This is a genomic window from Achromobacter maghribensis (assembly GCF_057334215.1).
In genome coordinates this window covers 94,990-113,840 of the sequence record NZ_JBHFII010000043.1, presented here as the reverse complement: position 1 = coordinate 113,840, position 18,851 = coordinate 94,990, and the positions used below count along the sequence as shown (strand labels likewise).

The following is an 18,851-nucleotide window of genomic DNA, read 5'->3' as shown; positions in this document are numbered from 1 at the left end:
CGGGTCAGGTTACCATGTAGCCGCCATCCACCGGCATCACCACGCCCGTCATGAAAGCCGACGCCGGCGAGCACAGGAACATGACCGCCTGCGCCACGTCATGCGGCGTTCCCCAGCGCTTGAGCGGCGTGCGCTCCAGAATGCGCGAGGCGCGTGCCGGGTCCTTCTGCAAGGCTTCCGTCAACGGCGTGGCGATCCACCCCGGCGCCACCGCGTTGACCCGGATATCCGCCTCGGCATAGGCGATAGCAAGCGACTTGGTCAATTGCGCCACCCCGCCCTTGCTGGCGCTATAAGCCGGCACCAGGCCGCCCCCGAAGAAACTCAGCATCGACGCGGTGTTCACGATGCATCCCTTGGCGCGCGCCAGTTGCGGCCGCAGTGCTTCGCAAACGCGCATCGTGCCCGTCAGGTTGATGTCCAGCACACGCTCGAACACCGGCAGCTTGAACTCCTCTTGCCGGAAAATCACCCCCGCGCAGTTGACCAGGATATCCACGTGCGCAAGCGTGGCGGCGAAGCGCGCGACCTCGTCCTCTTGCGTGACGTCCAGCGTGGCCACCTCTACGCCCGCGGGCGGCGCTTCCGAGGAGGGCAAGCCCACCGCGATCACGCGCGCGCCCAGACGCGCCAGCGCCTCGGCGACGCCTCGGCCCAGGCCTTGGGTGCCGCCCGTGACCACGGCGGTCTTGTTGTCGAACAGTCCTGCCTGAAAGCTCATGGCGGCGTCCTCAGCGGATGAACTGGTCGACATAGTCCGAACCCAGCCCCACGCTTTCGTAGTGCTTGCGGCACATGTCCAGCTTGGTGAACACGTCTTCATAGCCCGTGTGCCGGCCTTCGCTGTCACAGTAGTACATGACGCCGTTGACCTGGAACATCGTGATCATTTCCTCCACGTCTTCCGGCACATACAGGGTATGCGTTTCACCGGGCGGTTCGAATACGTAGCTGCCTTCGCGGGCGACCCAGTCGTGTTCTAGATAACGCCAGGACCCTTTGATGACATAGCCGTGCACCGCCTGCGGATGGCGGTGGCAGCTCAGCACGCCCGACCTGCGCACGCGCAGCAGGTTCATCCAATACCCTTGCGACACGTTCAGGCAAAGCGGCCGGAACCAGACTTGCTCGGCTTGCGGCACCCAGACGCGTTCGTCATCCGGAACCGCTTGCGGCACGACGATGTCGGGCAGCGCTTCCTTGGGGTTGGGGTAACGGTAGGGGGTAGGCACTGCGTTTGTCTGGCTCATGGCTCACTTGATGCTCAGGGTTTTCAGGACTTGCGCGTAATCGGCGGTCTCGGCGGCCATTTTCTTTTCGAAGGCATCGCCATCGGCGTAGACGTAACCCAGGTTCTGGGCCTTGATCGCAGAGATCAGCTGTGGGTCCTGCGCCACTTTCTCGAACACTTCCTTCAACTTGGCCACGGTGGCAGGCGGCATGCCTTTCGGGCCGGCGATGCCACGCCAGGTGCCATACGCCACATCCAACCCCTTCTCCTTGGCCGTCGGCACATCGGGGAATTCCGGCACGCGCTTGTCGCTCATCAGCACCAGCAGGCGCAGCTTGCCGGCGCGCACGTACTCGGATGCCTCGGCGGGACTTGTCGCCACCGCATCCAGCTGGCCGCCCAGCAGGTTCAGCAGGGCCGGCCCGGAACCCGGAAACGGAATGTGCGTGAAGCGCGTATCCGACTTGACCTCGAAGGCGCTCAGCGCCACGTCGTAGATGGAGCCGGTGCCCGAGGTGCCCACGTTCAGCGTGGCCGGCGATTTCCTGGCGGCCGCCATGAAATCCTCAAGGGTCTTGTAGGGCGAATTGGCCGGCACCACGATCGCGGCGGGGTCGGCGTTCAGTTGCACCAGCGGCGTGTAGTCCTTATAGGTGTGGTCGAACAGGCCCAGCAGCGGCAGGATCACGAACTCCGCCGTCACGACGGTCAACGTGTGGCCGTCGTTCTTGCTGTTCAGCACGTACTTCCAGCCCACCGCGCCACCGGCGCCGGCCTTGTTCAGCACCACCATCCCTTTGGGGAAGTACTGTGCCGACACCTTCGCGAACGTGCGCGCGACGGCGTCCGTGCCGCCCCCCGGCTGGAACGGCACCACCAGCGTGACCGGCTGGTTCGGATAGCTGCCCGCCTGCGCGTGCGCAGGCAGCGTCGCCGTCAGGCCAGCCACAAGCAGGCCGGCCACCATCAGACCTTGTCTCATCAACATCCTTGTCTCCTTGGTTCACGACGTGCCTTCTGCCGAGGCATCGTCTGTTCTTTTGGCTTTTCGCAGAGGCTATTCTGCAAATATCCACAATGTGGACATTTGTCTACGAAAAATAAGCGTAAAGGATTTACGGACGAGTGTCACTGGAAATCGATACGCGCTCCGACCGCGCGAGCCAAAAAAAAGCCGACGGTCGATGCCGTCGGCTTTGGGGGAAATGCAAGCGCGGCAGTCGCCGCGCGGGGCTTACCAAGACACGATCTTGCCCGGGTTCAGGATGTTGTTCGGATCAAACGCATGCTTCAGGCTGCGCATCAGGTCCAGCGCGTCCTCGCCGTGCTCTTCGGCCATGAACTGCATCTTGTGCAGGCCCACGCCGTGTTCGCCCGTGCAGGTGCCATCCGCGGCGATCGCGCGGCGCACCAGATTGTGGTTGATCGTTTCGGACTCTTCCCATTCCTTCGGACTATCGGCATCCAGCAGCATCAGCACGTGGAAATTGCCGTCGCCGACGTGGCCGACGATGGTGTACGGGAAGCTTGCGCGGTCCAGTTCCTCGACGGTATCGCGCACGCAATCCGCCAGCCGCGAGATCGGCACGCAAACGTCGGTGGTGCTGGCGCGGCAGCCGGGCCGCAATTGCAGGCCGGCAAAGTAAGCGTTGTGGCGCGCGGTCCAGAGGCGGCTACGGTCTTCGGGGCGCTCGGCCCATTCGAAATCCATGCCGCCATGCTCGGCCGTGATCGCCTGCACGGTTTCGGCCTGCTCTTGCACGCCGGCAGGGCTGCCGTGGAACTCAAACACCAACAGCGGCGTTTCACGCAAGGTCAGCTTGCTGTACTGGTTGACCGAACGCACGCTGGCGGCATCCATGAACTCGACGCGCGCGATGGGCACGCCCATCTGGATGATCTCGATCACGCTCTGGACCGCATCGTCCAGCGTGGGGAAATTGCAGACCGCCGCGGACACCGCCTCGGGTTGCGGATAGAGGCGCACCGTCACTTCCGTGATGATGCCGAGCGTGCCTTCGCTGCCGATGAAGATACGCGTCAGATCGTAGCCCGCCGACGATTTACGCGCGCGGCCCGCGGTGCGGATGATGCGGCCATCGGCGGTCACCACCGTCAGCGACATGACGTTTTCGCGCATGGTGCCGTAGCGCACGGCATTGGTGCCCGAGGCGCGCGTGGCGGCCATGCCGCCCAGGCTGGCGTCGGCGCCCGGATCAATCGGGAAGAACAGGCCCGTGCTGCGGATCTCTTCGTTCAGCTGCTTGCGCAACACGCCCGCCTGCACGGTGGCCGTCAGGTCTTCGGCGTTGATCGCCAGCACCTTGTTCATTTGCGACAGGTCCAGGCTGATGCCGCCCTGGATCGCCAGCACGTGGCCTTCCAGCGAAGAGCCCGCGCCATAAGGTATCAGCGGAACATGATGCGTGTTGCACAGCTTGGCGATCTCGGCCACTTCTTCGGTCGTGTGCGCGAAGACGACGGCGTCGGGCAGCATGGGCGGATACGGCGACTCGTCGCGCCCGTGGTGTTCGCGCACGGCGGAGGACTCGGACAGGCGGTCGCCAAAGCGCGCGCGCAGGGCATCCAGACAGGCGGCCGGCACCGGGCGGCGCAACGTTTCAGCGTGCAGGGGAGCATTCATGATCAGCGTGTTCTCGGGGTTCGGTAACCGAATATTCTACGCCGCCGCGCGTGCTGCGCCGCACACCGCCCCAGGCAGGCGGCAGGCGGCGCGCGCGCGGGCTTTATTTGCCGGAGGTCAGCGCAACCCGCCGGCGCTCACGCACGGCATGCGCCAGGCGGTCCAGCACGGCCACCGATGCGTCCCAGTCGATGCAGCCGTCGGTGATGCTCTGGCCGTAGACCAGCGGCTTGCCCGGAACCATGTCCTGGCGTCCGCCCAGCAGGTGGCTTTCCACCATGACGCCGACCAGGCGTGCGTCGCCAGCTTCCATCTGGCGCGCCACGTCATCGATCACGCGGGGTTGATTTTCGGGATCCTTGCTGCTGTTGGCGTGGCTGGCGTCCACCATGATGCGCTGGGCCAGGCCGGCCTTGGACACGTCGTTGCAGGCAGCGTCGACGCTGGCCGCATCGTAGTTCGGCGTTTTGCCGCCGCGCAGGATGACGTGACAGTCTTCGTTGCCGGCCGTCGACACAATCGCCGAATGCCCGCCCTTGGTCACGGACAGGAAGTGGTGCGGCTGCGAGGCGGCCTTGATGGCGTCGACCGCGATCTTCACGTTGCCGTCCGTGCCGTTCTTGAATCCCACCGGACACGACAGGCCCGAAGCCAGCTCGCGATGCACCTGGCTTTCCGTCGTCCGTGCCCCGATCGCCCCCCAGGAGACCAGATCCGCGATGTATTGCGGCGTAATCATGTCCAGAAACTCGCAACCCGCAGGCAACCCCAGGCTGTTGATGTCCAGCAGCAGTTGGCGCGCCACCCGCACGCCCTTGTTGATGTCGAAGCTGCCGTCCAGGTCCGGATCATTGATCAGGCCCTTCCAGCCCACCGTGGTGCGCGGCTTTTCGAAGTACACGCGCATCACGATTTCCAGGTCGGCGCTCAGGCGGTCACGCACCGGCTTCAGGCGCTTCGCATATTCGATGGCGGCACGCGTGTCATGGATCGAACACGGCCCGATCACGACGATCATGCGGTCGTCCATGCCGTGAAGGATGCGGTGCATGCCCTGGCGTGCGGCGAATACGGTATCGGACGCCTCCTTCGTGCACGCGAACTCGCGCATCACGTGCGCGGGCGGATTCAATTCCTTGATTTCTCGGATACGAAGGTCGTCGGTATTGTGTGACACGGTACTGCTCCTGGGTTGCCCGCCAACGGGGTCCATCCCGATCGGTCTTCCCGATCCTGGCGGCACAAAAAAAGCCGCCAGTTCGCTGGCGGCTTTTTTGGGGGGATTCTTTCCAAACTTCAGATTGAGCGCGTCCCTTCCTCCGCCAGCGGCTTCAGAAAACCATAAAAATAAAAATAAAAGGCGGGGGACGAGAATTTCATGGGGATTGACTCTAGCACAGTTTTTTCGGGCCGTCACATCGTTTTTAACGGACGTGGCGGCCCGGATATCACGCCTAGGCCGTGCCGCCGACGGTCAGGCCTTCCATGCGCACGGTCGGCATGCCCACGCCCACCGGCACGCTCTGGCCGTCCTTGCCGCACGTGCCGACGCCCGAATCCAGCTGCAGGTCATTGCCGATCATCGTGACGCGGGTCATGGCGTCGGGACCATTGCCGATCAGGGTGGCGCCCTTGACCGGGTAGGTCACCTTGCCGTCCTCGATCATGTAGGCCTCGGAAGCCGAGAACACGAACTTGCCGCTGGTGATATCGACCTGGCCGCCGCCAAAGTTCACCGCGTACAGCCCGCGCTTCACGGACGACACGATTTCTTCGGCAGGCTTGTCGCCAGCCAGCATGTACGTGTTGGTCATGCGCGGCATCGGCAGGTGCGCGAAGGATTCGCGGCGGCCATTGCCGGTGGCGGCCGTCTTCATCAGGCGCGCGTTCAGCGTGTCTTGCATGTAGCCGCGCAAGATGCCGTCTTCGATCAGCACATTGCGCTGGGTGGCGTTGCCTTCGTCGTCGATGTTGAGCGAGCCGCGGCGGTCCGGCAGCGTGCCGTCGTCCACCACCGTCACGCCCTTGGACGCGACGCGCTCGCCGATGCGGCCGGAAAACACGCTGGAACCCTTGCGGTTGAAGTCGCCTTCCAATCCATGGCCCACGGCTTCATGCAGCAGAATGCCGGGCCAGCCCGACCCCAGCACCACGGTCATTTCACCCGCCGGCGCGGGCCGCGCTTCCAGGTTCACCATGGCTTCGTGCACGGCGCGCTCGACGTAGCTTTGCAGCATTTCGTCGGTGAAATACGCCAGGCCCAGGCGTCCACCGCCCCCGGCATGACCCATTTCGCGGCGGCCGTTGCGCTCGGCGATCACGGTCAGCGACAGCCGCACCAGCGGACGCACGTCGGCGGCCAGGCGGCCGTCGCTACCCGCGACCAGCACCACGTCGTATTCGGCGCCCAGCCCCGCCATCACCTGGATGACGTGCGGGTCGCGCGCCCGCGCCATGCGTTCGATGCGTTCAAGCAACGCGACCTTTTCCGGCGCGCTCAGCGTCGCCACGGGGTCGATGTCGGCATACAGGCTGCGGCCCATTTCGGCCTCGACGTGCGCCGCCACCTTGACCTTGCCCGCACCGCGGCGCGCGATGCCCCGGACGGCATGCGCCGACGACAGCAGCGCATCCGCCGACAAGGAGTCGGAATAAGCGAAAGCAGTCTTCTCGCCGCTGACGGCGCGTACGCCCACGCCCTGGCTGATCGAGAAACTGCCGGTCTTGACGATGCCCTCTTCCAGGCTCCACCCCTCGCTGCGCGTGTACTGGAAGTACAGGTCGGCGTAATCGACCTTGTGGGTGAAGATTTCACCCAGTGCGCGCGCCATATCCGCTTCAGTCAGGCCCCAGGGGTCCAGCAGTAGGGATTTGGCGGTGGCAAGGGATGCGATAGCGGGATCAGTGATTTTCATAGGCTCTATTCAGGGGGCGCCGGCGCGGCACGGTCGCGCGCGCTTGCGTTGACGCTCAAGACCGTATCGTAACGCCGACCAGGGGCCGGCGTCCCGCCCTGCGCCAAAAGAGACGGCGAAGCGCGGTCCAGCGAGACCGCGGAAAATGGCGAAACATTATCCACGCATGAATAGATGGGGACGCAATATTGAGTATCAAGTTAAGTAATTGCGACCAAATATTGTTCAGTCACATAACAGTTTCGCAAACACCCCCGGCTACGAGGTTCACATGAGCGCTCGCCTTGGCCTACAAGGAAGGCAAATGCAGCGGACTCGTCATACAACCGGGAGAAAAATGCCACCCGAGCGCCCGCTCGGTTCGTTTCGCCCCCATGTCATTCTCAATGTTCGGGAAAGCCAAAATGCATAGAGGCTGCTCGAAACCATCGATTAGGGATGTTTTGGTCATCAGATCAGGGCATTGAAAGATCTGCTGCAAATGTCGCGCCCAAAATGGAAGCGTGCCATTAAATCTATCGATGCCGCGGACCAAGCCTGCCCCATTCGTGCGCGATATGAAACAAAAATAGGCCGGAAACGGCCTAACTTCGCCCATTCGTCCGCCTTGTGAACCAAAGTGGCGTTTGTTTCAAGTTGTCCCAAATTTGGGAATATTCTTCCCAATACTTGTTCCTGGCGGACATCCGCCCGCTCAAAGGTTCTCCGGCCCTTTTGATACAAAGTAATTAGTTCGAAAATAGAGAAGTCAAGCCGTAACTTATGTATTATGCGAAGCACAACAAATAAACATAACTTCGCCGGCGATTAAAGCAGTTCCATAATCAGGAATAAACCATGGCCCGAGAAACATACGCAGCACTCCAAGCAAAGATCGAAAAGGAAATCAACAAGCTCCAGAAGAAGGCCGAAGTCCTTCAAACGAAGCGCCGCAAGCCCGTGATCAGCTCCATCATCACTTCCATGCGTGAATATGACATCACGCCGGAAGAGATCATCGCCGCCTATGGCGCTGGCAAGCCGATGCGTGCCGCTACAGCCGGCCGACGCAAGACTGGCGCGGCCGGGCGCCCCGCCACCGCCACCAAGCGCGCGGTAGCGCCGAAGTATCGTCACCCCCAAACCGGTGAAACCTGGAGCGGCCGCGGCAAAGCCCCGCGCTGGCTCGCCGCAGAAGAAGCTGCAGGCGCGACACGCGACAGTTTCCTTATCAAAGAATAAAACCTATCCGGCAGTAAGAAATAAATCGGCGCACCAGTTTGGTGCGCCGATTTTATTTAAGGTTCCTGCCGGAAAGGCCGGTGTACTTCAGCGAAGCGGGAATTCGATTTCGCGTTCCGCCCCATTATTTCCGGGAAAATTGTCAAATATTGCACGAACCAGATAGGGCATCGTGCGCATGAAATCATCGCCTTGGCTGAGTATGAAGGCGCTGGAACGATATACCTCCGCGCCATTGCGCTGGGTATCGCGGATCTTCAGGTTAAGCGTATTGCGCTGCACGGCCATGGGCACATCGACCCAATCCGGGCCCCAGTAGCCGTAGCCGGCTCCCCAGGGACGCGGGCCGTAATAGCCGCCATAGCCGTAACCGCCATAAAAGTACGGGTCATAGGGGCGCCGCACCATGACCTGGGCCTGCGTCGTGCCGTAGGTGAACGAGACATCGAAGCGGCCCTTGGATCCTGGCTGGGCCTCGACCAGGCCTGTCGCGCCAATGCCGGCGCGGACCATATCCTGATAAGACTGGTATTCCAGATTATTGACCTGATTGGGATCGGCCGCGACAAACTGATAAGTTTGGCCCTCGACGCCCGACGGCCATTGCTGGAATGACGTGACCCGGGCCGACACCGAAGGCGCCGCGCATCCGGCCAATGCCAGGACTCCCGCAACGGCCAATAAACCGGCCCAACGGCCTACACTGAACATGGACAACGTGCACATTTTGCGACTCCTCTGGCGCGCGACGGCGCCATCATACTGAGCTTTGACAGGGCGCACGGCAAAAAGTTTGCCGTAGCCCGCATGCTTCGGGCGGGCCATCGCGGCCACCCACTACAATAGACCCCTCGTTCAATCAGGACTGCCACTCCATGCGCACCGACACGCCCATTACCGTTTATCGCAAGGATTACCAGCCCTACCCGTACGACATTCCAGAAGTCGCGCTGGCCTTCGATCTGGCGCCCGACGCCACCGAGGTGCGCTGCACCATGCGCGTGCAACGCAAACCCGGCGCCAGCGCCGACGCGGCCCTGATCCTGGATGGGGAAGACCTGGAACTCGTCTCGGTAGGCGTCAACGGGGCGGCGCTGGCCGCCGACGGCTATCACCTGTCGGATCACAGCCTGGCGATCTACGGCTTGCCCGCCGAAGCCGCGGTCGAGATCGTCAGCCGCTGCAAACCGTCCGCCAATTCCACGCTGATGGGCCTGTATGTATCGGGCGGCAATTTCTTCACGCAGTGCGAAGCGGAAGGCTTTCGCCGCATCACCTGGTTCGCTGATCGGCCCGATGTCATGTCGCGCTATCGCGTGACGCTGCGCGCGGCCCCCGAATATCCCGTGCTGCTGTCCAACGGCAACCTGATGGCATCGCGCCAATTGCCCGACGGCCGCAACGAGGTCGAATGGGAAGACCCGTTCCCCAAGCCTTGCTATCTGTTCGCGCTGGTGGCGGGCAACCTGACCCATCGCGAGACCCAGGTCAAAACCGCCAGCGGCCGCGACGTGCTGCTGCAGGTCTATAGCGACCCGGGTTCGGAAACCAAGACGGAATGGGCGCTGGATTCGCTGGTGCGCGCCCTGCGTTGGGACGAAACCCGCTTCGGCCTGGAGCTGGACCTGGACCGCTTCATGATCGTGGCCGTCCATGACTTCAACATGGGCGCGATGGAGAACAAGGGCCTGAACATCTTCAACGCCGCGTACGTGCTGGCCGACGCCGACACGGCCACGGACGCCAATTACGAAGGTATCGAGTCCGTCATCGGGCATGAGTATTTTCACAACTGGACCGGCAACCGCGTCACTTGCCGCGACTGGTTTCAGTTAAGCCTTAAAGAGGGCCTGACGGTCTTCCGCGACCAGGAATTCAGCGCGGACATGATGGCGCACGGCATGGACGCGACGGCGGCGGCCAGCGCGCGCGCGGTCAAGCGCATCGACGACGTGGTGGCGCTGCGCGCGGCCCAGTTCCCGGAAGACGCAGGCCCCATGGCTCACCCCATCCGGCCCGAGAGCTACCAGGAGATCGGCAACTTCTACACGGCCACCGTGTACGAGAAAGGCGCCGAAGTCATCCGCATGCAGCACACCCTGCTGGGCGAAGAGGGGTTCCGCGCGGGCATGGATGAGTATTTCCGCCGCCACGACGGCCAGGCCGTGACCTGCGACGACTTTGTCGCCGCCATGGAATCGGTCTATGTCGGCCAGCATCCGGGCCGCGACCTGTCCGTGTTCCGTCGCTGGTATCGCCAGGCTGGCACGCCGCGCGTCGCCGTCACACTGGAACACGACGCCGCCACGCGCCGCTGCACGGTCACGCTGACGCAGGACTGCCAGCCCGTGGGCGTCGAGAAAAAGGCAGGCGCCGACTACGTCAAGGCGCCGTATCACATTCCCTTCGCCATCGGCCTGCTGGCCCGCGACGGCAGCGCCCTGCCCTTGCGCCTTGACGGCACCGTCCATGACACGGCCCTGCTGGAACTGACGACGCAACGCCAGCAATGGGTGTTCGACGACATCGCCGAACGCCCCGTGCCCTCGCTGCTGCGTGATTTCTCGGCGCCCGTCATCGTGGATTACGACTGGGCCGACGAAGAACTGGCCCTGCTGTCCGCGCACGACGGCAATCCGTTCGCGCGCTGGGAAGCCGGCCAGGAATTGGCTACGCGCCAAATCCTGGCGCTGGCAGAGGCGCGCCAGGCGGGCCACACGCTGCATGCCGACGCCGCCTTTATCGACGCGTGGCGCGCGTTGCTGACCGATCCGGCGATCGACGCCGCCTACCGTGCCCGCGCGCTGGCGCTACCGTCCGAAAAGACCCTGGCCGAACGCATGCACGCCGTGGACCCGCCTGCGCTGGCCGTGGCGCGCGACTTCCTGCGCGCGGAACTTGGCCGCCAGCTTGCCCCCGAATTCCGCCAGGCGTTCGCGCAGAACCAGACGCCGGGCGAGTACAGTCCGGCCCCGGTACCCGCCGGCATGCGCGCGCTGAAGAACCTGGCGCTGAGCCATTTGCTGGCGGCAGGCGAACATGACGCCCAGCGCCTGGCCGAGCAGCAATACGAACGCGCCGGCAATATGACCGACAGCATGGCGGCGCTGTCCGCCTTGATCAATTACGGCCAGGGCGACTTCCCGCAGGAAGCGCTGGCCGCGTTCTACGACAAGTGGCGCGATAATCCCCTGGTGGTGGACAAGTGGTTCGCCCTGCAGGCCGCCGCCCGTTCAACCACGGTGCAAACCGCGCGCGAACTGATGACGCATCCGGCATTCACCTTGCGCACCCCGAACCGGGCGCGCGCCCTGATTTTCCAGTTCTGCCTGAACAACGCACGCGGCATGCATCACCCGGATGGCACCGGTTACGCTTTCTGGGCCGAGCAGGTGCTGGCGCTTGACGCGCTGAATCCGGAAATCGCCGCGCGTCTGGCCCGCGCGCTGGACAACTGGTCGCGCTTCGTGCCGGCCCTGAGAACGCCCATGCAGGCCGCCCTGGAACGCGTGCGCGCCCACGAGGGCCTGTCGCGCAATGTGCAGGAAATCGTATCCAAAGCTTTAGAATTCGCAGCATAGGGAGACCTTTTTGAAACGTAAAACACTGACTCAATACCTGGTGGAGCAACAGCGCTCCACCCAAGCCCTTGCACCGGAAGTGCGACTGCTTATCGAAGTGGTCGCGCGTGCCTGCAAGGCCATCAGCCATGCCGTCAGCAAGGGCGCCTTAGGCGGCGTCCTGGGCAGCCTGGAAAGCGAAAACGTCCAGGGCGAAGTGCAGAAGAAGCTGGACGTGCTGTCCAACGAAATTCTGCTGGAAGCCAACGAATGGGGCGGCCACCTGGCGGCCATGGCCTCGGAAGAGATGGAAACCATCCACCTGATTCCGAATCGCTACCCCAAGGGCGAATACCTGCTGCTGTTCGATCCCCTGGATGGCTCGTCGAACATCGACGTCAACGTCTCCATCGGCACGATCTTCTCGGTGCTGCACGCCCCGCACAACGTGTCGGGTGCCCCCGTTTGCGAACAGGATTTCCTGCAGCCGGGCGACAAGCAGGTCGTGGCCGGCTATGCCGTCTACGGGCCGCAGACCATGCTGGTGCTGACTATTGGCAATGGCGTCGTGGGCTTCACGCTGGACCGCGAAATGGGGTCGTGGGTGCTGACGCACGAGAACATCCGGGTGCCGGAAGACACCAAGGAATTCGCGATCAACATGTCGAACATGCGCCACTGGGCTCCCCCGGTCAAGCGTTACGTCGACGACTGCCTGGCCGGCACGACCGGTCCGCTGGGCAAGGACTTCAACATGCGCTGGATCGCCTCGATGGTGGCGGACGTGCATCGAATCCTGACCCGTGGCGGCATCTTCATGTACCCCTGGGACGCTCGCGAGCCCGGCAAAGCCGGCAAACTGCGCTTGATGTATGAAGCCAATCCCATGAGCTTCCTGGTCGAACAGGCAGGCGGCGCATCGATCAACGGCGAGCAGCGCATTATGGAAATCCAGCCCGACAAGCTGCACCAGCGCGTCAGCGTGATCCTGGGCTCGAAGAACGAAGTCGACCGCGTAGGCCGCTATCACGCGGAAGAAGCGGCGAAGTAATCTTCCGCCGGTATTGAAAAAGCCCCTTGATCGCTCAAGGGGCTTTTTTTATCGCGTGTACGACGCGCTGGCCGTCATTTGACCTCTTCGATCGACTTCACGTCGTCCTTGTTGATCTGGACCTTCTTGCCGTCCTTGTCGTATTCATACATGCCGGACTTCTTGTCGTAAGACGGCGTGTCGGGCGTCACGGTCGAGCTTCCGTCCCGATTCTGAATGACCGAGGGCGACGAGCATCCGGCCAGCACCCCAACTCCGGTCACCACCAGGGCCAACGTCATGGTCTTCAGGTTCATGGGCGTGTTCTCCAAGTGTGAATGTGAATTCACTGTATCGGCAATCCGGCCCCGAACCCGTGTCGGGTTGTGGTCAAAATGCATGAGAACGTAATCCCCGCATCCCACATCGTAAAAAAACCCCTCGCAGGCAGGCCTGGGAGGGGTTCTTCTCGCTTACAGAACGCGCAAGCCGTTACACCGTTCACACCTTGGCGTTGGCTTCGATGAAGCGGCGCACGGCGGATTCGCTGCATTCCATGACTTCCACGCGCTGCGGCAGGGATTCCAGGTTGGCGAGGTTGCCCGGCGGCGTGGCCGGACGACCCAGCGCTTCTTCGATGGTTTCCGAAAATTTGGCCGGCAACGCGGTTTCCAGCACCAGCATGGGCACGCCCGGTTCGATGAATTCGCGCGCGACCTTCACGCCATCGGCCGTGTGCGGGTCCACCAGCACGCCGGTCTCGTCGTAGACGGAACGGATGGTCGCCAGACGGTCTTCGTGCGAGCTTGCGCCCGACACGAAGCCATAGCGCGACTCGAACTGCGGCTTCAGATCGGACAGGTCGAACGAGCCATCCTTGGCCAGCGCTGCCCACAAGGCCTTGACGCGGGCGGCGTCGCGGCCCACCAGCTCGAACACGAAGCGTTCGAAGTTGGAGGCACGCGAAATATCCATCGACGGGCTGGACGTGGCGTAGGTCTGTTCGGCGGGGCGCGGACGGTAGATGCCCGTGCGGAAGAACTCTTCCAGCACGTTGTTCTCGTTCGTGGCCAACACCAGGCGGCGCACGGGCAAGCCCATGCCGCGCGCGATGTGGCCCGACAGGATGTTGCCGAAGTTGCCCGACGGCACGGCGAAAGACACTTGCTGGCCCGGCTTGTCGGTGGCGCGCAGCCAGCCGTGGAAGTAGTACACCACCTGGGCGGCGATGCGGGCCCAGTTGATGGAGTTCACGGCGCCCAGACGGTACTTCGTCTTGAATTCCAGGTCACCGGCCAGGGCCTTGACGATATCCTGGGCTTCGTCGAACACGCCGCGCACCGCGATGTTGTGGATGTTCTCGTCTTGCAACGAGTACATCTGCGCGCGCTGGAAGGCGCTCATGCGGCCATGCGGCGACAGCATGAAGACCGCCACGCCCTGCTTGCCCCGCAGGGCGTATTCGGCTGCCGAGCCCGTGTCGCCCGAGGTGGCGCCCACGATGTTCAGCGTGGTACCGCGCTTGGCCAACACGTATTCGAAGGCCTGACCCAGGAACTGCATGGCCATGTCCTTGAAGGCCAGCGTCGGCCCTTCGGACAAGCCCAGCAGCGACAGGCCGGCGCCCAGCGGACGCAGCGGGACGATGTCTTCGCTATTGAAGATCTCTTGCGTGTAGGCGGCGCGCGTCAGGCGGCGCAGGTCGTCCGCGGGGATGTCGGTGGCAAACCGCGACAGCACTTCGAACGCCAGGTCCGCGTAGGACAGGCCGCGCCAGGATTCAAGCGTCTGCTCGGACACTTGCGGCAGTTGCTCCGGCATGGCCAGGCCGCCGTCGGGCGCCAGGCCTTCCAGCAGGATGTCGGAGAACCCCAGGGCGTCCATGCCGCCACGAGTCGAGATGTATTTCATGTCAGGTGCTCCACGCGCAGTCGGGTGACCTTGGACCGGACGAACGGCAAGGACTCGATGCGCTCAATGGCCTGGTTGACGTTGCCTTCCACGGCCTCGTGCGTCAGGAAGATGATGTCGGCGCCGCCGATGTGCGAAGGCTGCTGGATCATCGATCCGATCGAGATCGAGCGGTCCGCGAGGATGCGCGCGATATCCGCCAGCACGCCGGGCTGATCGTCGACGCGCAAGCGAAGATAGTACGACGTGCTGACCAACTCGATCGGCAGGATCGGCGTATCGGACATGGCGTCCGGCTGGAACGCCAAATGCGGGACGCGGTTGCCCGGGTCGGCGGTATGCAGGCGGGTGACGTCGACCAGGTCTGCGACGACGGCCGACGCGGTGGGTTCTTCACCGGCGCCCTGCCCGTAGTACAGCGTGGGGCCGACGGCGTCGCCCTTGACCAGCACGGCGTTCATCGCGCCTTCGACGTTGGCCAGCAGGCGTTCGGACGGCACCAGCGCCGGATGCACGCGCATTTCGATGCCATCGGGACGGCGCTTGGTGATGCCCAGCAGTTTGATGCGGTAGCCCAGGCGTTCGGCGTGTTCGATGTCTTCGGCGGCCAGCTGCGAGATGCCTTCAATGTAGGCGCGGTCGAACTGCACCGGCACGCCAAAGGCCAGCGAGGCCAGCAAGGTCAGCTTGTGCGCGGCATCCACGCCCTCGACGTCGAACGTGGGATCGGCTTCGGCGTAGCCCAGGCGCTGGGCTTCGGCCAGCACGTCCGCGAACGGCAGGCCGCGCGAACGCATTTCGGACAGGATGAAATTGGTGGTGCCGTTGATGATGCCGGCGACCCACTGGATGCGGTTGGCCGTCAGGCCTTCGCGGATCGCCTTGATGATGGGGATGCCACCGGCGACCGCGGCTTCGAACGTGACCATCACGCCACGCTCGTAGGCGGCTGCGAAAATCTCATTGCCATGCTTGGCCAGCAGCGCCTTGTTCGCGGTGACGACGTGCTTGCCGTTGGCGATGGCTTCCATCACCAGTTCCAGCGCCAGCGTGTCGCCGCCAATCAGTTCGACGACGATATCGATTTCGGGGTCGCGTACCAGCGCGTGCACGTCGGTGTCGACGAGGATCGAGTCGCCGACGCGGCTGCGCGCCTTGGCTACGTCGCGCACGGCGGCGCGGGTGACTTCAATGCGGCGGCCGGCGCGGCGCGCGATTTCCTCGGCGTTGCGCGACAGCACGGTCCACGTGCCGCCGCCAACCACGCCAAGACCAAGCAGGCCCACCTTCATGGGTTTCATCGCCCCGCCTTCTGCGGGCGGGCGTTGAGGGGAATTCATTTCAGTTCTCCAAATTGCTCACGCAAGAAACAAGTGCGGCCCCTTATCGGGATGCCGCGGATCCGGCTCCGCCGGTCCGCCAGCATGCCCCCTGGGGGGCAGCGCGCAGCGCTACGGGGGGCCCTATTTCAGCAATCCGTCCTTGCGGAACATATCTTTGATGCCGCGCACCGCCTGGCGGGTACGCTGCTCGTTTTCGATAAGAGCGAAGCGTACGTAGTCGTCGCCATACTCGCCGAAGCCGATCCCGGGGGACACGGCCACCTTCGCATCCGACAGGACACGCTTGGCAAATTCCAAAGAGCCCATCGCCCGGTAGGGCTCGGGGATCTGCGCCCAGATATACATGGACGCCTTCGGAATCTCCACATTCCAACCTGCTTCATGCAGACCGCGCGCAAGCACATCGCGGCGGCTTTGATACTGCGCCACGATCTCGTTCACGCAATCCTGCGGACCGTCCAGGGCGGCGATGGACGCCACCTGGATCGGCGTGAACGTACCGTAGTCGTGATAGCTCTTGATACGCGCCAGCGCGTTGACGAGGTCGCGGTTGCCAACCATGTAGCCGATGCGCCAGCCCGCCATGTTGTAGCTTTTGCTCATGGTGAAGAACTCGACGGCGACATCGCGCGCGCCGGGCACTTGCATGATGGAAGGCGCCACGTAGCCGTCGAAGGTGATGTCGGCGTAGGCCAGGTCGTGCACGACGAGGATGTCGTGCTCCTTGGCCAGCGCCACCACGCGTTCGAAGAACGACAGGTCCACGCACTGGGCGGTCGGGTTGCTGGGAAATCCGAGCACCATCATTTTAGGCTTCGGGATGGACTCGCGCACGGCGCGTTCCAGTTCCTCGAAAAAATCCACGCCCGGCGTCATGCGCACCGAACGGATGTTGGCGCCGGCGATGACGGCGCCGTAGATGTGGATCGGGTAGCTGGGGTTGGGCACCAGCACCGTGTCGCCGCGGTCCAGCGTGGCCAGCATCAAGTGGGCCAGGCCTTCTTTGGAACCGATGGTGACGATGGCTTCGGAGTCCGGATCGAATTCAACCGCGTAGCGGCGCTGATACCAGTCGCAGATCGCCTTGCGCAGGCGCGGGATGCCCTTGGACACCGAGTAACCGTGCGTGGTCGGGCGCGTGGTGGCCTCGACCATCTTGTCGACGATGTGCTTGGGCGTGGGGCCGTCCGGATTGCCCATCGACATATCGATGATGTCCTCGCCCCGCCGGCGGGCCGCCATCTTGAGCTCGCCGGTAATGTTGAAAACGTACGGCGGCAAACGCTCAATGCGAGAGAACTTCCTCATGACGGGAATCCTTAGGGGCGAAGGGGCAACAACCGGGCGCGGTCGCGCGAAGGGGCAAAGCAGGCTCAAAGCCGCGCCAGCACACGATTGCAGTGCAGCAAAACCCTGTAATCTAGCGCAAGGACGCCTAGGCGGCAAATGGGGCGGAAAAACCCCCATTTCCCGAGTGGATACAGTGCAACATCTGTACATCCTGATGCGCTATTATCAAGCCACAAAGCCGGAGTTTTTATTGAAGCTGCATACCGATCCTGCGACGGCCGCTCTGAACACTGTCACCGCGTACGGTGAGGGTTATATCGAGGTCAACCAGGTACGTTTTTCCTCCTCGGTCGCCTTTGGCCCCGAAGGCGAAGTGACCGAATGGCCCGTTGAGTCGCCGGCCGACATCACCTCCCCCCTGTTGCACCAGGCGGCCGGTTTGACCGAGCCCGTCCGCGATCCCATGGCATTCCTGGACGAACCGGAAGCCACGCCCAGCCGTCCGGCCAATGCGCCCGAAGTGCTGCTGGTCGGCACGGGCGCCCGGCAACAGTTCCTGCGCCCCGAAGTGTTGCGTCCCCTGTTGGCCATGGGCATCGGCGTCGAAATCATGGACACGCACGCCGCCTCGCGCACCTACAACATCCTGATGGCGGAGGGCCGCCGCGTCGTGGTCGCCCTCATCCCTCCCAACGGAGATTCCCAGAAATGACGCCCAGTATCGGCAAGCCTGCCCCGCAATTCACCGCTGAAAGCACCATTGGTCCGATCAGCCTTGAGCAATGCCAGGGCCGCGCCGTCATCCTGTATTTCTACCCCAAGGACAACACCCCTGGCTGCACGACCGAGAGCCAGGATTTCCGCGACCTGAACGCCGAATTCCTGGCGGCCAGCGCGGTGGTCATCGGCATCTCGCGCGATTCGCTGAAATCGCACGAGAATTTCAAGGCCAAGTACGAACTTCCTTTCCCTCTCATCGCCGACACCGACGAAACCGTGTGCAATCTGTTCGGTGTCATCAAGCAGAAGAACATGTATGGCAAGCAGGTGCGCGGCATCGAGCGCAGCACCTTTTTGATTGATGCGTATGGCGTGCTGGTGCAGGAGTGGCGCGGGGTGAAGGTCCCGGGCCACGCCAAGGAAGTCCTGCAGGCCGCGAAAAGCATCGGTTAGCCGTACAGGAATACCCGTCAGGCGCTATAGCCGGCCCACCCTGGAGAGTGACGCATATGCCGCTTCCGAAGTTGCCCACCCGCCCCGCAGCCATCCTGACCTTCCCCTCGGGCGAATCCGCCCGGGCGCAGGCCCGCACCACCAAGACTGCCGCTGCGCGGTCCAACACCCAAGCCGTTCTTGCCGACGATGACGAGGACGAGCTGCTCGTCCAGCCCGAACTCGACGGCATGGCGTCTCCGGCACGCAAGGCGCAGATCCCCGCGCCCGCCCGCCAGGTACCGCCGCCCCCTCCTGCCGCCGTTCCTGACCCCACGCCAGCGCGCGCGGCCGTGGCCAAGACCGCTTCTTCCAAGCGCGGCAAGGCCCGCGCCCAGAACGCGCCGCGCAAGCTGTTCGTGCTGGACACCAACGTGCTGCTGCACGATCCCAGTTCGCTGTTCCGCTTCGAAGAGCACGACATCTTCCTGCCGATGATGACGCTGGAAGAACTGGACCACCAGAAGAAAGGCATGTCGGAAGTGGGGGGGGGG

General features: G+C 63.4%; 17 protein-coding genes. 6 read left to right on the top strand and 11 right to left on the bottom strand.

The window, feature by feature from the left end; all coding sequences use genetic code 11:
• Positions 1–4 precede the first annotated feature (4 nt).
• The 6 genes from ACE039_RS17765 to tldD form a co-directional block, all read right to left on the bottom strand.
• Positions 5–721 carry an SDR family NAD(P)-dependent oxidoreductase gene (locus ACE039_RS17765; protein ID WP_485822945.1) on the bottom strand — a complete coding sequence of 239 codons (717 nt, stop codon included), beginning with the start codon at positions 719–721 and terminating at the stop codon, positions 5–7.
• 10 nt (positions 722–731) lie between these two features.
• Positions 732–1,250 (bottom strand): 2,4'-dihydroxyacetophenone dioxygenase family protein, encoded by a 519-nt coding sequence (locus ACE039_RS17760; RefSeq protein ID WP_105558445.1) that lies wholly within the window; start codon positions 1,248–1,250, stop codon positions 732–734.
• A 3-nt stretch (positions 1,251–1,253) separates the two neighbouring features.
• Complete coding sequence (locus tag ACE039_RS17755) at positions 1,254–2,219, bottom strand: Bug family tripartite tricarboxylate transporter substrate binding protein (protein WP_485822944.1); 966 nt, start codon at positions 2,217–2,219, stop codon at positions 1,254–1,256.
• A gap of 246 nt (positions 2,220–2,465) precedes the next feature.
• Positions 2,466–3,875, bottom strand: a complete 1,410-nt coding sequence (locus ACE039_RS17750; RefSeq protein ID WP_105558443.1) for an FAD-binding oxidoreductase — start codon at positions 3,873–3,875, stop codon at positions 2,466–2,468.
• 103 nt (positions 3,876–3,978) lie between these two features.
• Entirely contained in the window at positions 3,979–5,088 is a 1,110-nt protein-coding gene (aroG, locus tag ACE039_RS17745; RefSeq protein WP_448709246.1) for a 3-deoxy-7-phosphoheptulonate synthase AroG, read from the bottom strand.
• A gap of 241 nt (positions 5,089–5,329) precedes the next feature.
• Positions 5,330–6,790: a metalloprotease TldD gene (tldD, locus tag ACE039_RS17740; RefSeq protein WP_105558441.1), complete on the bottom strand. Its 1,461-nt coding sequence runs from the start codon at positions 6,788–6,790 to the stop codon at positions 5,330–5,332.
• An 837-nt stretch (positions 6,791–7,627) separates the two neighbouring features.
• Between tldD and ACE039_RS17735 the strand changes: the two genes are divergently transcribed.
• Positions 7,628–8,011 carry an H-NS histone family protein gene (locus ACE039_RS17735; RefSeq protein WP_485822943.1) on the top strand — a complete coding sequence of 128 codons (384 nt, stop codon included), beginning with the start codon at positions 7,628–7,630 and terminating at the stop codon, positions 8,009–8,011.
• 87 nt (positions 8,012–8,098) lie between these two features.
• On the opposite strand, the gene ACE039_RS17730 is transcribed toward ACE039_RS17735, so the two are convergent.
• Entirely contained in the window at positions 8,099–8,722 is a 624-nt protein-coding gene (locus tag ACE039_RS17730; RefSeq protein WP_485822961.1) for a DUF4136 domain-containing protein, read from the bottom strand.
• Between the two features lie 164 nt (positions 8,723–8,886).
• Here ACE039_RS17730 and pepN point away from each other — a divergent pair, with 164 nt between their 5' ends.
• Both pepN and ACE039_RS17720 read left to right on the top strand, forming a co-directional pair.
• The gene (gene pepN, locus ACE039_RS17725; RefSeq protein WP_485822942.1) at positions 8,887–11,592 is read left to right on the top strand and encodes an aminopeptidase N; all 2,706 of its coding nucleotides are present in this window, start codon (positions 8,887–8,889) and stop codon (positions 11,590–11,592) included.
• A 10-nt stretch (positions 11,593–11,602) separates the two neighbouring features.
• Positions 11,603–12,622 carry a class 1 fructose-bisphosphatase gene (locus ACE039_RS17720; protein WP_448709243.1) on the top strand — a complete coding sequence of 340 codons (1,020 nt, stop codon included), beginning with the start codon at positions 11,603–11,605 and terminating at the stop codon, positions 12,620–12,622.
• A 74-nt stretch (positions 12,623–12,696) separates the two neighbouring features.
• Here ACE039_RS17720 and ACE039_RS17715 read toward each other — a convergent pair whose 3' ends face one another.
• The 4 genes from ACE039_RS17715 to alaC all read right to left on the bottom strand — a co-directional run bounded on the left by ACE039_RS17715 (position 12,697) and on the right by alaC (position 17,163).
• Positions 12,697–12,918 carry a YgdI/YgdR family lipoprotein gene (locus ACE039_RS17715; protein WP_105558436.1) on the bottom strand — a complete coding sequence of 74 codons (222 nt, stop codon included), beginning with the start codon at positions 12,916–12,918 and terminating at the stop codon, positions 12,697–12,699.
• A 184-nt stretch (positions 12,919–13,102) separates the two neighbouring features.
• Positions 13,103–14,512, bottom strand: coding sequence for a threonine synthase (gene thrC, locus ACE039_RS17710; protein WP_485822941.1), 1,410 nt, complete (start codon positions 14,510–14,512; stop codon positions 13,103–13,105).
• Positions 14,509–15,813 carry a homoserine dehydrogenase gene (locus ACE039_RS17705; protein WP_310033193.1) on the bottom strand — a complete coding sequence of 435 codons (1,305 nt, stop codon included), beginning with the start codon at positions 15,811–15,813 and terminating at the stop codon, positions 14,509–14,511. The genes thrC and ACE039_RS17705 overlap by 4 nt, the downstream gene beginning before the upstream one ends.
• Before the next feature lie 162 nt (positions 15,814–15,975).
• Complete coding sequence (gene alaC / locus ACE039_RS17700; RefSeq protein WP_416024341.1) at positions 15,976–17,163, bottom strand: alanine transaminase; 1,188 nt, start codon at positions 17,161–17,163, stop codon at positions 15,976–15,978.
• 232 nt (positions 17,164–17,395) lie between these two features.
• Between alaC and ACE039_RS17695 the strand changes: the two genes are divergently transcribed.
• The 3 genes from ACE039_RS17695 to ACE039_RS17685 all read left to right on the top strand — a co-directional run.
• The gene (locus ACE039_RS17695) at positions 17,396–17,857 is read left to right on the top strand and encodes an Mth938-like domain-containing protein (RefSeq protein WP_105558550.1); all 462 of its coding nucleotides are present in this window, start codon (positions 17,396–17,398) and stop codon (positions 17,855–17,857) included.
• Positions 17,854–18,318, top strand: a complete 465-nt coding sequence (locus ACE039_RS17690; protein WP_105558433.1) for a peroxiredoxin — start codon at positions 17,854–17,856, stop codon at positions 18,316–18,318. Before ACE039_RS17695 ends, ACE039_RS17690 begins: the two co-directional genes overlap by 4 nt.
• 56 nt (positions 18,319–18,374) lie before the next feature.
• On the top strand, positions 18,375–18,851 hold a 477-nt coding region (locus tag ACE039_RS17685), incomplete at its 3' end, for a PIN domain-containing protein (protein ID WP_485822940.1).